This window comes from Aequorivita xiaoshiensis (assembly GCF_022008395.1).
Lineage (GTDB): Bacteria > Bacteroidota > Bacteroidia > Flavobacteriales > Flavobacteriaceae > Aequorivita > Aequorivita xiaoshiensis.
In genome coordinates, this window is sequence record NZ_JAIRBB010000004.1 from 45,735 (window position 1) to 60,450 (window position 14,716).

A 14,716-nucleotide genomic window follows, 5' to 3' on the forward strand; every position below is an offset into this window, starting at 1 on the left:
ACAAGTTTTAAAAACCTGTCAGATTTACAGAAAGTTAAGAATTAAATTTTCGTTGTAAAAAAGAGGTTTCGACTGCGCTCAACCTGACAGCATTTAGGTATTAAACTTTCGTTGTCCCCACAGCTGCAACAAATAAAAGCCCCAGCCTAATAGACCACCAATGGCCATTCCTGTAATAACATCTAAGGGATAGTGAACACCTAGGTAAATTCGGCTGTACCCAGTCATAACTGCCCATATTAAAAGGAGAAAAGGCAAATATTTATACCATTTTTGAAGACTCAATCCTAGAAATACGGCTGCTGCCATTGAACTTGCTGCGTGTGCTGAAAAGTACCCATATCTTCCACAACCATCTGCAACGTAGCGCATAGTTTCTTTAAGCTCGGCTACCTGGCAAGGTCTAGGACGTTTAATTCCGTATTTAAAAAGATTAGCTAGTTGATCTGTTGCAGTAATCATTAAAGCTACACTTATAACTATTACAAGCATTCCTTTTAATCCGTAATGCTTATATATTAAATAAAGTAAAACTGCGTATAAAGGAATAGATGACCATTTTTCAGTTACAAAACGCCAAAACCCATCCCAAGAGGTATTTCCTAGGTTATTGAGAAATAAAAATAGTTCGGTGTCGTATTCTAATAATTGGTCGAGCATTTTTTTAATTCTTTTGTAAAAATTCAGGAATTCGCTTTCAGCACGAATAAAATAACAGTTTAATATTATTTGTGTAGTTGTAAAAGTTAATTAATCTTCTTCGTACAAGGCAATCTCACGATCATAAAAATCGGTAGCGCCTTGGATTAAGTTTTCTGCTTCAGCTTCTAATTCGTTTTGATCTTCCTTGTCAAAATCTTCCAGCCATTCTACTTCATCATTTTCAAGGTTTATGATAAAACGCGGAAATTCTGTGTGAATCACAAAAATTGCATTAGGGTAATCGCTATTGTCGCCAAGTAAGTATTTTGGGAAATCCATTTTTAGTTATAAGTTTAGAGTTATGAGTTTTTTTAATCAGGATTCAGTTAAACATTTTCCTTCTGTTATTATTTTGCAGCCAACCTAATTAATTTCTTCGAAAGATAGTTAAATCTGATGAATAACATAATTCCGCTCGCACTTAGACCGGCCAGTAATCCTATCCAAATTCCCATACTTTCTAATGAAGTGTGCATACTTAAGTAATACGAAACTGGGAATCCAATAATCCAATAAGATATAAAGGTTAATACTGTAGGAATTTTCACATCTTGCATTCCACGTAATGCCCCTAGAGCAACCACTTGTAACGCATCAGTAAATTGGAATATAGCAGCAATTATCAATAACTGTGAAGCTAATATTACTACTTCATTGTTATCGGCAAATTGTGCTAAATTATCATAATCAAGGAATATTTTTGGTAATTCACCATTAAAAATGATAAACCCAGCTACAAACACCAGCGATAAAATAGAAGTCAATAAGAAAATAGAAATGGCTACACGACGTAACTCAACATAGTTTTTTAAACCTTTTTGATTACCCACTCGTATCATTGCAGCTACACTAAATCCCATTGCTACCATAAAGGTCATAGATGAAAGATTTAGTGCTATCTGATTGGCAGCCTGTGGATTCTTACCCAATATTCCCGAAAGCCAAACAGCAGAAGTAAAAATCCCTACCTCAAAAAACATTTGCATAGCCGAAGGAAAACCAAGGTTTAAAAGTTTTTTAAGCATTGCTTTACTAAGGGTGAAAATCTTAATTTCGGTAACAAAGAAGCGCGACTTTTCTTTTCGACTTAGCAAATACCATAAAGAACCTACCAACACAACACGCGATGCCAAAGTGCCAATTGCAGCACCAACAACACCTAGCTCTGGTGCACCAAACTTTCCAAAAATGAACATATAGTTTAGTAAAATGTTTACCAAGTTTGCTATAATTGTAGCATACATAGGCAGTCGTGTCATCGACATTCCATCACTAAACTGTTTAAATGCTTGAAATATAATCATTGGAACCAATGATGCTGCAACCAAAGTAAGATACGGCATAGCTAAGTCCACCACCTCTGGGGGTTGTTTCATCATATACATCAAAGGTTTTGAGAACATCACTAAGGCAAATAAGGCAATCCCCAAAGCAATACACAAAAACAGTCCGTGCTTAAACGAAGATTTCCCTTTCTCTCTATTTCCTTCTCCATCAGCTTCAGCAACCAATGGCGTTATAGCTGTAGAAAACCCAATACCTAAGGACATTGCTACAAACATAAAACTATTCCCAAGTGAAACAGCAGCAAGTTCGGCACTCCCCAACTGCCCCACCATAATATTATCTACCAAGGCCACCACCTGATGTCCCAGCATACCCAAAATAACTGGGGTTGCCAGTTTGGTGTTGTATTTGAATTCGCGAGTATAATCTGAAAGTGCCAAAATTTAAATTTTGCGCAAAGATAGTAGTTGTCTAATTTAGAATAGCTTTGTATTTTAAAAATTATGAATTCATACTTCATAATTCAGAATTAAAAAGAAATGGCCAGACGTATCCCAAAATCTATAACCGATAAGAAAGAAAAAACTAGCGTTAAAGACTCCTTTAAAGCGCTAAAAACGATTCCTAGATTTTTTAGAGAAATATTTAAAAGTAGTCCGAAACTTTTCTTACTTAATATCATCAGTAGGTTAATCAATGCTTTTACTCCTGTTGTAATTCTTTGGGTAGGTAAAATGATTATTGATGAAATTATACTTCAAGTTTCGTTAGAGGATAAAGATTTTTCTCAATTATGGAATTTGGTGCTTGTTGAATTTTCTGTGGTAGTCCTTTCAGATTTGTTGGGCAGGTTGATAAATCTAACCGATGGACTTTTAGGAGACCTCTACTCCAATGACTCTTCCGAAAAGATAATCAGAAAAACTGCCGAACTGACTATTGCCCAACTAGAAGATCCTGAGTTTTACGACAAACTAGAACGTGCTAGAACCCAAACCAACAGTAGAGTTGAATTAATGAGTAACGCTTTAGGACAGGCTGAAAGCGTTATCTCTATATTTTCATTAATAGCAGGATTGGTATATTTTGAACCTATTTTAATTTTAATACTTATACTTAGTATTATCCCTTCTTTTATTAATGAAGCCAAATTTAGCAGTACCCGCTATTCACTTGCGAGAAGTTGGACTGCAGAAAGAAGAGAATTAGACTATTTGCGCTATATTGGAGCTAATAACCAAACCGCTAAGGAAGTTAAACTTTTTGGACTTACCGATTTTATTGCTGAGCGATTTAAAAATCTTTCCAATGAATATTATCACCTCAATAAAAATCTTTCGTTAAAACAAAGTTTATATGGTTCGTTGTTTAACATTTTGGGAATTTTGAGTTATTATGGCGCATATGTTTATATTATTTTAAGAGTGCTTACTGGAGCTATTTCCATCGGAGAACTTACTTTCCTTTCGGGATCATTCAATAGATTACGGAACAATCTACAAGGCTTTTTCTCTCGATTTACTCGTATTTCGGAAAGTGCGTTATACCTTCAGGATTATTTCGATTTCTTAGATTTAAAAATCGAACGAACTTCCGAAGCGAAAACACCTATTCCCGAAACCATAACACAAGGTTTTCAAATAAACGATTTACATTTTGCTTATCCCGGTAGTAAAACTGAAGTTTTAAAAGGTGTTACTTTTACAATGAAAGCAGGAGAAAAAATGGCTTTTGTAGGACAAAATGGAGCTGGTAAAACCACACTTATAAAGCTCTTCCTACGTTTTTACGAACCTACTCAAGGTGAAATTTTACTAGATGGAATAAACATCAATAAGTTTGATGTTGACGATTACCGAAAACGTTTTGGCGTGATTTTCCAAGACTTTTTTAAATATGAATTTACCCTCCGTGAAAACATTGCTGTAGGCAACATTTCCGAAATCGATAATGATGAAACCATAGGTTACGCGGCCAGTAAAAGTTTAGCCGAACAAGTGGTAAGCGAAATGGAAGACGGTCTAGAACAACGTCTTGGAAGGCGTTTCTACCAAGGGCAAGAACTAAGCGGTGGACAATGGCAAAAAGTAGCCCTCGCTCGTGCCTACATGAAAGACGCCGATATTATGGTACTAGATGAACCTACCAGCGCTCTTGATGCACAAGCAGAATACGATGTTTTTGAACGATTTATCGCACTTACCAAAGGAAAAACTAGTATTATTATCAGCCATCGTTTTAGCACGGTACGTATGGCAGACCGAATTCTGGTGTTGCAAAACGGACAAGTATTAGAGCTGGGCACTCACCAAGATTTGATGGCTAACCCTAAATTGTACTCGGAGTTGTTTAAGTTGCAGGCAGCGGGGTATCAGTAGGATTTAAGAACGAAATTGAAGTTGAAATTGAAGTTGAAATTGAAGTTGAAATTGAAGATGAAAATGATTTTATAAATTAGACGTAAAAGCAGTGCAAATGAAACAGCTCCCAAAGTTCACAACAGCAATAAGCTTTCTAATACTTTTAGCAGTTGTTTTTGCTTTATATCAAGGTAGAAAAAGTGAATGGATTAGAATACAAAACATCAATAATTTTCTACCCGATTTCTATTCTCATATTTCAAATTTCTGTTTAAGCTATATACTGTACTCAGGGATTGGATATTTCTGGATTATGGCAGGTGTAAGATTTAAATATATAGTAGGCTTAGGAATCGTAATATTAGCAAGCAATTTTACATTCGAACTTTTTATAAATGTTTTAAATACTCCAGATATTATAGACGCATATTATGGCACTGCAGGAACTGTAGTGGCATTTTTGTTTCTTTTAGTCAGTTATAAGTTCGGTTTTAAAGTAATAAATCGAGAATAGTTCTTTTAATTAATTAAAGAATATATCCGAATCACCCACGATTCTTCTGTAAAAACTTTAATTTTAGCCCAACAGAATCAAAACTCGCATTATGCAATCTAAAGCTACCACAGCAGACCAATATATTTCTGAACTTCCTGAAGATCGACAGGAAGTAATGAAAAAACTAAGAGAAGCGGTAAAGTCTAATCTCCCTAAAGGTTTTGAAGAAAATATGCAATACGGAATGATTAGCTATGTGGTTCCCCACAGTATTTATCCAGACGGCTATCATTGTAAACCGACCGATGCCCTACCGTTTTTAAGTATTGCTTCTCAAAAAAATCATATTGCATTTTACCATTCTGGAATTTATACAGATCCTGAACTTTCAGATTGGTTTGTTAATGAGTATCCTAATCACGCCACAGGAAAACTTGATATGGGCAAAAGTTGTGTTCGATTTAAAAACTTTAAAAACATTCCATTTAAACTCCTAGGTGAGCTTAGCTCAAAAATAACAGTTGAGCAATGGATTGAAAAATATGAGAGTGTCATAAAGAAGTAGAAATTACTTCTTTGCAACCTGACGTTCATTTCAAAACCTTCGCTATTTTTGCATTCTCAAATAAAGAGGCAAATGGCTATATCAGACTATATTCTCAACTCAAATGAAACTACTATTGGATTAGATGAAATCCATTTGAGTGATTTTAACAAAAATGCTTTATCCCAGTTATTAAAAGAATTTAAGCATTTGGAGATTTTAAGCAAGTATAAACTTCCTATTGATAATAAAATATTTCTTTTTGGCCATACAGGTTGTGGCAAAACAACTACTGCTAAAGCCATTGCACAAGCTTTAAACAAAAAAATAATTATCTTAAATCTTGGAACTGTGGTCTCTTCCCGATTGGGCGAAACCGCCAAAAACATTACAGATGTTTTTAAAAAAGCTATGCGCGAAAAGGCGGTGTTGTTTTTAGATGAATTTGATTCCATCGGAAAACTTCGAGATCACGACGACAAAGATTCTTCAGAAATGAAACGTCTTGTAAACACTGTTATTCAGCTTATTGATGAAATGCCTAATGAAACCATGTTAATCGCTGCAACAAACCATCCTAAGGTGATTGATTCAGCTTTGTTAAGAAGATTTCAATTAAGACTGGAGTATGTTTTGCCAACCGATAAACAACTAGATAACTATTACGATACGCTGTTAAAACCTTTCCCTGAGGAATTTCGAAATATTAAACGCAGCTATAACATTTCGTATGCTGAAGTAAAAGATATAACCTTCAGCGCAGTAAAAAATGCCATTATAGCAAGTGAAGAGGCTAAGGAAAAAGCAGGGATCCGTGAAAATATTGAGCAAGAAGCTAAGTAAAGAGAGAACAGTGAAGATTGTAGTATCTTTACAGTTCTAAACAACTACTCGTGCATCCAAAAAACCCATTCAATAAAGATTATAATTTCAATAATCTTATAGCAAAACATCCCCCATTAAAGTCTTACGTATTTGTAAATGAATACGGAAATCAAACAATAAAATTTGCCGACAGCCAAGCTGTAAAAGCACTAAACACTGCTCTACTTAAGGAGCATTTTGGTGTAAACTATTGGAATATTCCTGAAAATAATCTCTGTCCTCCAGTTCCTGGGAGATTAGACTACCTATTGCATGTTTCAGATTTAGTTTCAGAGAAAGACATCCATTTATTAGATATTGGTACTGGAGCAAACCTTGTTTATCCTATTCTGGCAAGTACTCATTTTAATTGGAAATGTACAGCCAGCGAAGTAAATACAGATTCTTTAAGTAATGCACAGGAAATAATTGATAAAAACGAAGCTTTAAAAAGCATTGAACTTCGACACCAACAGTTCAAAAGCAATATTTTAAAACATATAATTTTGCCTACCGACACTTTTGATGTTGTAGTTTGTAACCCACCTTTTTTTAAAAACCGAACTGATGCCGAAAAGAGCAACTTAAGAAAATTTAAAAATTTAAAGCTCAGGGAGAATAAAACTCAAAATTTTGGCGGTTTAAGCAATGAACTTTGGTACAGAGGAGGCGAAGAAGCCTTCATTAAAAAAATGGCTGAAGAAAGTGTTCAGTTTAAAGATCAAGTACATTACTTTACCTCTATTGTTTCACAAAAAGAAAACCTTAAAAACATAAAACGCGCCATCAATAAAACGAAACCAACTGAAGTGAAAATTATTGAGATGGAGCAAGGCAATAAACACAGTCGCTTTGTTGCTTGGACCTTTAAATAAATTTCTTTTTTAAAATTCGTTTATCTTTTGAATCCAAAAGTGCCAAATATTTTAAACTCATTCCTTAAAGCTCCCGTTTTAAAAATTACCACGGAACAGTATCCTTTTTCTAATTTTGATTTTTTAGCGGAAAAAGTATCTGATAGTAAATTCATTTTCCCATCAAATCTAGTTCTCGGTATGCAAGCGGAAGCTTGTTTTAAAGCAATTTTAAGGATGTCTGAAAAGCATGAATTGCTACTTGCAAACCTTCAAATTCATGCATCGAAGACTGTCAATAATCAAAAAGAAACTTTAGGAGAAATAGATTATATTGTTAAGGATTTAATTACTAAGGAAGTCAGCCATATAGAGTTAGCCTGCAAGTTCTATTTATACGATAAAAACTATAGCACTACAGAGGAAGAAAAATGGATTGGTCCGAATAGAAAAGATACTCTTTACGACAAACTGGAAAAGGTAAGGCTTAAGCAATTCCCTTTACTTCATAACCCTGAAACCATTCAAAATTTAGAAGCCCTAAATGTTGAATTTCCTACTTCGCAGAAATTATGCATAAAAGCATTTCTATTTCTCCCCAAGGAAATTAGCAGTGACTCATTCCCAAAAAGTTTCACTAACTGTATTGTAGGATATTGGATAAAGCACCAGGATTTCAATAAGGAGGATAAAATTGCCAAGTACGCCATCCCGGCAAAAAAAGAATGGCTTTTACCAATTGAAACTATTGAAGAATGGTATACTTTTTCGGAAATTGAAACCCTGATAAATGAACAGATTCAAAATAAAAGGTCACCCTTAATTTATAAAAAAACGCCCCATACAATGGAGCGTTTCTTTGTGGTTTGGTGGTAGCTTTTTTTTTTAATCGTCAATACCCAACAAAATTAAGTTTATTTAGCTCCGTAAGTATCCATTAGATACATCAAGCTTGCCATAGTTGCAGCACCGAGTTCCAGCTCCCGCTTATTAATTTTATCGAAAGTGTCATTTTCGGAATGGTGAATATCGAAATATCTTTGCGAGTCTGGCTGTAGCCCAGCAAGTACATCAATATTTCCTTTCATTGGGCGAATATCTGCACCACTATAACCTTCGGTAAATAAATGAATAAAATAGGGCTCAAATAAAGGTGCCCAAGAGCGAATTTGTGCAACATTAGCCGCATCAGTTTCAAGAGAAAAACCTCTTGGTGTAAACCCACCGCTATCACTTTCTAAGGCAAAAACGTGTTTTTCATTTTTACTTTTAATTTCCTCAGCATATTTTCTTCCGCCGCGCAAGCCGTTTTCTTCATTCATAAACAACACAACGCGAATGGTGTGTTTTGGTTTGTAGTTAAGCTTTTTAAATAGGCGTAAAACCTCCATACTTTGCGTTACTCCTGCCCCATCATCGTGTGAGCCATCGCCATTATCCCAACTATCTAAATGACCGCCTACAACCATATATCGATCTGGGTAAACACTACCTTTAATTTCACCTATTACATTGTACGACAAAACATCGTCCCAAATTTTACAGTTTTGTTTAAAATAGAATTTCAAATTTGGGTCAAGTTTTAATAAGCTGCTAAGTAATTCTGCTCCGTTTGTACTAATGGCAGCCGCTGGAATATATTTAGATTCTGGGGTACTTCCATAGCTCATAGCACCAGTGTGAGGTGCATCGTCCATTTTATGTGAAAGGGAACGAACAATTACACCTACAGCTCCGAATTTTGCCGCGTGTTCGGCTCCAGAAAAGCGTTGATCTGATGCTCCACCATAAGCATAACCCGTATGGATAAATTCGGGATTCATTGGCCTATTAAAAAATACAATTTTCCCTTCAATCTTTTCTTTTCCTAATGCTGCCAATTCGTCGAAGCTATGAACTTCAATCACTTCAGCTTTTAAACCTAGATTTGGTGTGGGTATGGAACCACCTAAAGCGCTAATATGTGTTACAGTTTTAATACCTGAACTTCCTTCGATATATGCGTATTCTTTAAAACCGCGCGTCCATTTTGGGACCATTACAGGCTGTAGCCAAACTTTGTCTAAACCAAGCTCGTTAAGTTGAGCTTCGGTGTATTTTACAGCGTATTCCGCTTCAACTGAACCAGAAAGTCTTCCACCAATTTCGTTGGATAAGTAATCTAACCATTCATAAGCTTTTCCATCGGTTAAAGCTGTATTATACAGCTTCTTCAACATAATTGAATCCTTAGTAGGATTTTGTGAAATTGCTAAAAATGAAAAAAGAAATGTAAAAATTATAGTGGGGAAAAGTTTTATTTTCATTGTATTTTGTTGAGAGTATTAGTCATTTTTAAGCCTATCACGATATTCTGAAATTTTCGATTTTATATCATCATCCAATTCAGGCTCTTTAATATCAGTGTATTTTTGTAATTCTTGAAGCATTATTTCTGCCACAATATACCGTGCAGCTTTTTTATCATCTGAAGGAATTATATACCAAGGTGCTTTAGGTTTTGAAGTACGGTTAATCGCTTCTTCGTAATATTTTTGGTATTCACTCCAAAGTTCGCGCTCATCTAAATCACCTGGAGAAAACTTCCAGTTTTTATTTGGTTTGTTTAAACGACGCAATAGGCGATATTTTTGTTCCTCTTTTGAAAGATTTAAAAAGAATTTGAAAATAATAGTGCCATTTTCCTGAATGGTTTTTTCAAAATTATTTATTTGCTGAAAACGTTTGTCCCAAAATTCATCGGTGATGTCATCCAAGCTATTTACATCTGGTAAATTTTCACCTAGAATATATTCTGGATGTACACGTGTAACCAAGACGTTTTCGTAGTGGGTACGATTAAATACACCAAACTTTCCACGTTCAGGTAGCGCTATATAATGACGCCATAAATAATTGTGGCGTTTCTCTAAAGACGTAGGTGTCTTGAAGCTATGAACTACTACTCCACGAGCATTGAAATCTTTAAAAACTTCACGTATTAAACTGTCTTTTCCTGCTGTATCCATTCCTTGAATACACACTAAAACACCATATTTCCCGTGAGCATAAAGTGTATCTTGAAGATCTCCAAGTTTCTTTCGAGTTTTTTTCAATGCTTTCTTTAACTTCTTTTCTGAAGCATCTAAATCTACTTTTGTTTTTGTGTCTTTTATAATTATACTTTCAGAAACCTTAAAGTCTTCGATTTTTATGTCTTTCATATTTAATATTTTTAAAGAGAAGAATGTCAACCCCTCTACAATTACTATTTGAATTCCGCTGTTAGCACATCTTATTTACTAGCAAATAACTTTACATCCTCTTCGCTTATTTCTTTACCACCAAGGATAATCAAGCGCTCTACAACATTTCGCAACTCACGAATATTCCCTGTCCAATCAAAATCTTGTAATAGTTCAATAGCTTTTTTAGAAAATTTCTTTTTAGCCGTTCCGTGATCTGTTGATATTTTTTCTGAAAAATACTCAACTAATAATGGAATATCGTCTCTTCTATTGTTTAAAGAAGGAACTTTTATTAAAATAACCGCTAATCTGTGATATAAATCTTCACGGAAATTGCCTTCTGCTATTTCTTTTTTTAAGTCTTTATTGGTAGCAGCAATAACACGAACATCTACTTTTATGTCTTTATCACTTCCTACTCTTTGAACTTTATTTTCTTGTAAAGCTCTTAGCACTTTAGCTTGGGCAGATAGACTCATATCTCCAACTTCATCGAGGAAAATAGTTCCCTTATTAGCGGCTTCAAATTTTCCAGCTCGATCTTTATTTGCAGACGTGAAAGCACCTTTAACGTGACCGAAAAGCTCACTTTCTATCAATTCACTTGGAATGGCAGCACAGTTTACTTCTATCATTGGCCCCTTACTTCTGTCGCTTTTTTGATGAAGCCAATGTGCTACAAGTTCTTTTCCTGTTCCGTTTGGTCCTGTGATTAAAACGCGGGCTTCCGTTGGAGCCACCTTTTCAATCATATCTTTTATTTTCTCTATTTCTGGAGAATCCCCAATCATCTGATAGTTTTTAGATACCTTCTTTTTAAGACGAGTATTTTCAACTACTAATTCTTTTCGATCAAGAGCTATTCGTACAGTATTTAGTAAACGGTTTAAATCTGGTGGTTTTGAAATATAATCGAAAGCTCCTAATCGCATGGTGTTAACAGCTGTATCAAGATCACCGTGTCCAGAAATCATTACCATTGGTATTTCGGGCTTTATCTTTTTTACAGCTTCTAAAACCTCAACACCATCCATTTTTGGCATTTTAATATCACACAGCACAAGATCAAAATCTTCTTTTTTAATAATCTCCATTCCCGCAAGACCGTCTTCAGCTTCAAAAACTTCATAATCTTTATTCTCTTCAGTAAGAATTTTAACTAAAACTCTTCTGATTGCTGCTTCGTCTTCTATAATGAGTATTCTTGACATTTTTAATATTTAAATTTTATTCCTGCCCTAAAATAAGGCGATTTTCTTGAATTTATCTGATATATCTTATCTCCATCACCATCTTCCAGTCTAAAATTGTTATAAACCGAATGCGCGGCATATGCATAAAACACTAAGTGATCTGTAAAAAAATGTTCGTAACCCAATCCTGTTAAAACTATAGTTGTTTGAATACTTTCTGCAACTTTTGTTCCTGAACTTTGTATAGAAATGGGCACAAAATTTTGTTGTAAATTGGCATAATCGTTATCTAAAGTTGCAAACGCCTGAATTGCATCTTTATGATTATCATTTAAATAATGCCTGATATTTGTTTTAGGCACACCGATTGTAAAAGTCCAATTAGGATGAAATTCTTCATAATAATTCAAAATTGGCAATGGCAACCATCTTCCTGGTGTGGTAGAGTAAGTAAGTCCAGCAATTAATCTATATGGATTTTTACCCTTTGGTACATTTTTTCTTTTATCATTAATAGCGTAAACTCCAACTTCATACGTAAAATCATCTGCTATTAAACTACTTTCAAGATCACTCTGAACTTTAGCCCCAACCTTCATTCCTAGGCGCCATTCATCACTATATTTCCATGTATACCCCAAGTAAAGAGATATACGTTTTATAGAACTAACCTGATGTGATCCAAATGCAAGTTTATCATTATCATCTTTAATATTTACATCAAGATAACGATACTCTGCACCAACAACAAAAAAATCACTTCTACCCTTTTTCAAAGGAATTGGAGATTGCATCAAAATTCTATATCTCTGAATGGAATTATCGGATTTTGATAGTGGTACATTCAAAAACTCAACTCTAGCCAAATCGGTAGTTTGAGCATTCACTCCCAAACCGATTAATTCGATAAAGACAATTAACAAATTGAGCCTATAGTTCATAAATGTTTTATTCTTCTGAAGAAATCTTTAAATCTTTATTATTACTTGTTGTTCTTGCGAACATATGTATGTCACTTTGGGGGTAGGGTATTGCAATTTTATTTTCTCTGAGCTTAGCGTCGATTTTAAATCGTAATTCACTTTTTATTTTTGGCTCGGAAAAACTGTCGTTAATAAAGAAATATACACCAAACTCAAGAGCCCATTCCCCAAACTCATTAAAGAAAACAAATGGTTTTGGATTCTTTAGTACTCCTTTTTGAGTAGACACTGTTTCAATTAAAATGCGCTCTACTAACCTTGTATCGCTTCCGAAAGGAATTCTCACTTTAATAAACTCCCGCGTTGTTGTATGATTTTGAGTGTAATTCTTAAAAGTATTAATTAAAAACTTGTGATTAGGAATAATTAATATTTTATCATCACGTGTTATTGCTCTGGTACTACGAAGTTTTATTTCTATAATCCTACAAACCTTATCTTCAATTTTTATAATGTCGCCAATTAAAAGCGACTTATCCATAATGATATAAATTCCTCCAATTATATCTTGAAAAAGTTCTTTTAAAGCTAACCCTAAACCAACTAATAAAGCAGCAGAAGCAGCGAGTATAGGAGTTATATTAAAATTTGCTAAACTTAAAACCGTAAAAAAAACAATTATATAAACGGCTGCTTTAATATATTTAAACAAGCTGATAAATTTTTGCTTATCAGTTGAGTCCATTTGCCTAGTAATAAGCGAACGTGTAATTTTTAAAGCGAAATGAGTTATAATGTAAGAAACTATAAGTAATAACAATAATCCAATGGTGACTCCCACTTGGTTATCACCTTCACCAAAGTAGAACCCTAGATCCAAAAATCTCTTTATTGTACCTAGAATATCTTCTTTAACTACTGCTTCTATTTTAGTTACTTTATTATTCACATCTATTAATACTTAAGCCATTTAAAAATTTCTTTATACGACGGCTTCTTCCCATACATCAAAATTCCTACACGATATATTTTTGCAGCAAACCAAACCATCCCTATGAAAGTACCAAATAAAATTAATACTGATAGAACTTGTTGCCAGATTGGTACACCAAAAGGTATACGCATAAGCATCACTACGGGAGATGTAAAAGGAATATAAGAAAAAACTTGTGATACTGTACCATGTGGATTATCTATCACTGTAAAGAAACCTACGTAAACTGCTAAAATAAGGGGCATTAAAATAGGCATCATAAATTGTTGGGTATCGGTTTCGCTATCAACAGCAGCTCCCACAGCGGCATATAATGAAGCATACAATAAGTAACCTCCAACAAAAAATAGAACAAACATTATAATAAGGTTTGTAATTGGCAAATTATTAATTTCTATTAAAATATCGTTTAAAACCTGCTGAGTCCCTCCGTCTATAGTACTTTCAATTGCTTGTTGAGAGGGTGAGCCAGCTGAAGGGTCTATTCCGAAAATTGATGTCACTACCGTCATTAATACCAATATTAAAATTACCCAAATTAAAAATTGGGTAATACCGGCAAGCGTGGTTCCAAATATCTTTCCTAACAATAATAAACGAGGTTTTACCGATGAAATTATCACTTCAATGACCCTACTCGTTTTTTCTTCAATAACACTTCGCATTATCATATTACCATAAATTATGATAAACATAAACAGCAGATAACCTGCCGCTCCACCGAAGATTAGTTTTAAGCCTGAGCCTAGTTTTGACGTTTCCTCGCCTTTAAAAGTTTCTTGATTAGCATTAATGTTAATACGAAGGTTTTTTATAATATCAGAATCCATTCCGGCTTCTTTTAACTTCAGCGTATTCACTTTACTTTCAAGCATTTTATTAATACTATTCATTAAAGGAAGCGACGGTGATTCTTCAGAAAAAAATGTAATCCCTTTTGAAATAGATTCTAGACTTTCTGAATCGGGAATGTATAAAAGCCCATAAGTTTCATCGGTTTGAGCACCTTTTTTAGCTTCATCTAATGAAATATTTGGCAGTAATTTATAATGCGTTTGTGCTGTACTTTTAAATTCAGTTAAGAACAATCCGCTCTCGTCCAAAACTGAAATCTTGCGAACTGTGTCATTATTTAAATTAGATAAATAAGCAACTAATGCAAAAATCCCAACGAATATAATGGGACTCAAAAAAGTCATAATAACAAACGACTTGTTGCGGACCTTGGTAAGGTATTCTCTTTTTATAATTAATGGAAGATGATTCATCTAT

15 protein-coding genes are annotated in these 14,716 nt (G+C 34.3%); 6 read left to right on the plus strand and 9 right to left on the minus strand.

The window, feature by feature from the left end; translation table 11 throughout:
• Positions 1–93: 93 nt before the first annotated feature.
• The 3 genes from K8344_RS06755 to K8344_RS06765 form a co-directional block, all read right to left on the minus strand.
• Positions 94–660: a phosphatase PAP2 family protein gene (locus K8344_RS06755; protein ID WP_237607982.1), complete on the minus strand. Its 567-nt coding sequence runs from the start codon at positions 658–660 to the stop codon at positions 94–96.
• Between the two features lie 90 nt (positions 661–750).
• Complete coding sequence (locus K8344_RS06760; protein WP_237607983.1) at positions 751–981, minus strand: hypothetical protein; 231 nt, start codon at positions 979–981, stop codon at positions 751–753.
• A gap of 68 nt (positions 982–1,049) precedes the next feature.
• A complete protein-coding gene (locus K8344_RS06765; protein WP_237607984.1) occupies positions 1,050–2,429 on the minus strand; it encodes an MATE family efflux transporter in 1,380 nt (459 codons plus the stop codon).
• 99 nt (positions 2,430–2,528) lie between these two features.
• Between K8344_RS06765 and K8344_RS06770 the strand changes: the two genes are divergently transcribed.
• From K8344_RS06770 to K8344_RS06795, 6 genes are all read left to right on the plus strand, one after another.
• Positions 2,529–4,367 carry an ABC transporter ATP-binding protein gene (locus K8344_RS06770; RefSeq protein WP_237607985.1) on the plus strand — a complete coding sequence of 613 codons (1,839 nt, stop codon included), beginning with the start codon at positions 2,529–2,531 and terminating at the stop codon, positions 4,365–4,367.
• Positions 4,368–4,464: 97 nt separating this feature from the next.
• Positions 4,465–4,863: a hypothetical protein gene (locus tag K8344_RS06775; protein WP_237607986.1), complete on the plus strand. Its 399-nt coding sequence runs from the start codon at positions 4,465–4,467 to the stop codon at positions 4,861–4,863.
• A 91-nt stretch (positions 4,864–4,954) separates the two neighbouring features.
• Positions 4,955–5,410 carry a DUF1801 domain-containing protein gene (locus K8344_RS06780; protein WP_237607987.1) on the plus strand — a complete coding sequence of 152 codons (456 nt, stop codon included), beginning with the start codon at positions 4,955–4,957 and terminating at the stop codon, positions 5,408–5,410.
• A gap of 72 nt (positions 5,411–5,482) precedes the next feature.
• On the plus strand, positions 5,483–6,232 hold the full coding sequence (locus K8344_RS06785) for an AAA family ATPase (RefSeq protein WP_237607988.1): 750 nt from the start codon (positions 5,483–5,485) through the stop codon (positions 6,230–6,232).
• Between the two features lie 50 nt (positions 6,233–6,282).
• Complete coding sequence (gene rlmF, locus K8344_RS06790) at positions 6,283–7,128, plus strand: 23S rRNA (adenine(1618)-N(6))-methyltransferase RlmF (RefSeq protein ID WP_237607989.1); 846 nt, start codon at positions 6,283–6,285, stop codon at positions 7,126–7,128.
• A 27-nt stretch (positions 7,129–7,155) separates the two neighbouring features.
• Complete coding sequence (locus K8344_RS06795) at positions 7,156–7,983, plus strand: DUF1853 family protein (protein WP_237607990.1); 828 nt, start codon at positions 7,156–7,158, stop codon at positions 7,981–7,983.
• Between the two features lie 38 nt (positions 7,984–8,021).
• Here the strand turns inward: K8344_RS06795 and K8344_RS06800 are convergent, their stop codons facing one another.
• The 6 genes from K8344_RS06800 to K8344_RS06825 all read right to left on the minus strand — a co-directional run bounded on the left by K8344_RS06800 (position 8,022) and on the right by K8344_RS06825 (position 14,712).
• Complete coding sequence (locus K8344_RS06800) at positions 8,022–9,413, minus strand: M20/M25/M40 family metallo-hydrolase (protein WP_237607991.1); 1,392 nt, start codon at positions 9,411–9,413, stop codon at positions 8,022–8,024.
• An 18-nt stretch (positions 9,414–9,431) separates the two neighbouring features.
• Positions 9,432–10,310, minus strand: a complete 879-nt coding sequence (locus K8344_RS06805) for a PPK2 family polyphosphate kinase (protein ID WP_237607992.1) — start codon at positions 10,308–10,310, stop codon at positions 9,432–9,434.
• 71 nt (positions 10,311–10,381) lie between these two features.
• Positions 10,382–11,545, minus strand: a complete 1,164-nt coding sequence (locus K8344_RS06810) for a sigma-54-dependent transcriptional regulator (RefSeq protein ID WP_237607993.1) — start codon at positions 11,543–11,545, stop codon at positions 10,382–10,384.
• Positions 11,546–11,547: 2 nt separating this feature from the next.
• Positions 11,548–12,468 carry a DUF6268 family outer membrane beta-barrel protein gene (locus K8344_RS06815; protein ID WP_237607994.1) on the minus strand — a complete coding sequence of 307 codons (921 nt, stop codon included), beginning with the start codon at positions 12,466–12,468 and terminating at the stop codon, positions 11,548–11,550.
• Positions 12,469–12,475: 7 nt separating this feature from the next.
• Positions 12,476–13,399: a mechanosensitive ion channel family protein gene (locus K8344_RS06820; RefSeq protein WP_237607995.1), complete on the minus strand. Its 924-nt coding sequence runs from the start codon at positions 13,397–13,399 to the stop codon at positions 12,476–12,478.
• A 5-nt stretch (positions 13,400–13,404) separates the two neighbouring features.
• Positions 13,405–14,712: an ABC transporter permease gene (locus K8344_RS06825; protein WP_237607996.1), complete on the minus strand. Its 1,308-nt coding sequence runs from the start codon at positions 14,710–14,712 to the stop codon at positions 13,405–13,407.
• Positions 14,713–14,716: the final 4 nt, after the last annotated feature.

Bases quoted from the DNA above. Each gene is read 5' to 3' on its own strand.
- K8344_RS06755 (WP_237607982.1), bottom strand. From the start codon at position 660: ATGCTCGACCAATTATTAGAATACGACACCGAACTATTTTTATTTCTC.
- K8344_RS06815 (WP_237607994.1), bottom strand. From the start codon at position 12,468: ATGAACTATAGGCTCAATTTGTTAATTGTCTTTATCGAATTAATCGGT.
- K8344_RS06770 (WP_237607985.1), top strand. From the start codon at position 2,529: ATGGCCAGACGTATCCCAAAATCTATAACCGATAAGAAAGAAAAAACT.
- K8344_RS06760 (WP_237607983.1), bottom strand. From the start codon at position 981: ATGGATTTCCCAAAATACTTACTTGGCGACAATAGCGATTACCCTAAT.
- K8344_RS06800 (WP_237607991.1), bottom strand. From the start codon at position 9,413: ATGAAAATAAAACTTTTCCCCACTATAATTTTTACATTTCTTTTTTCA.
- K8344_RS06785 (WP_237607988.1), top strand. From the start codon at position 5,483: ATGGCTATATCAGACTATATTCTCAACTCAAATGAAACTACTATTGGA.
- K8344_RS06805 (WP_237607992.1), bottom strand. From the start codon at position 10,310: ATGAAAGACATAAAAATCGAAGACTTTAAGGTTTCTGAAAGTATAATT.
- K8344_RS06810 (WP_237607993.1), bottom strand. From the start codon at position 11,545: ATGTCAAGAATACTCATTATAGAAGACGAAGCAGCAATCAGAAGAGTT.
- K8344_RS06775 (WP_237607986.1), top strand. From the start codon at position 4,465: ATGAAACAGCTCCCAAAGTTCACAACAGCAATAAGCTTTCTAATACTT.
- K8344_RS06825 (WP_237607996.1), bottom strand. From the start codon at position 14,712: ATGAATCATCTTCCATTAATTATAAAAAGAGAATACCTTACCAAGGTC.
- K8344_RS06780 (WP_237607987.1), top strand. From the start codon at position 4,955: ATGCAATCTAAAGCTACCACAGCAGACCAATATATTTCTGAACTTCCT.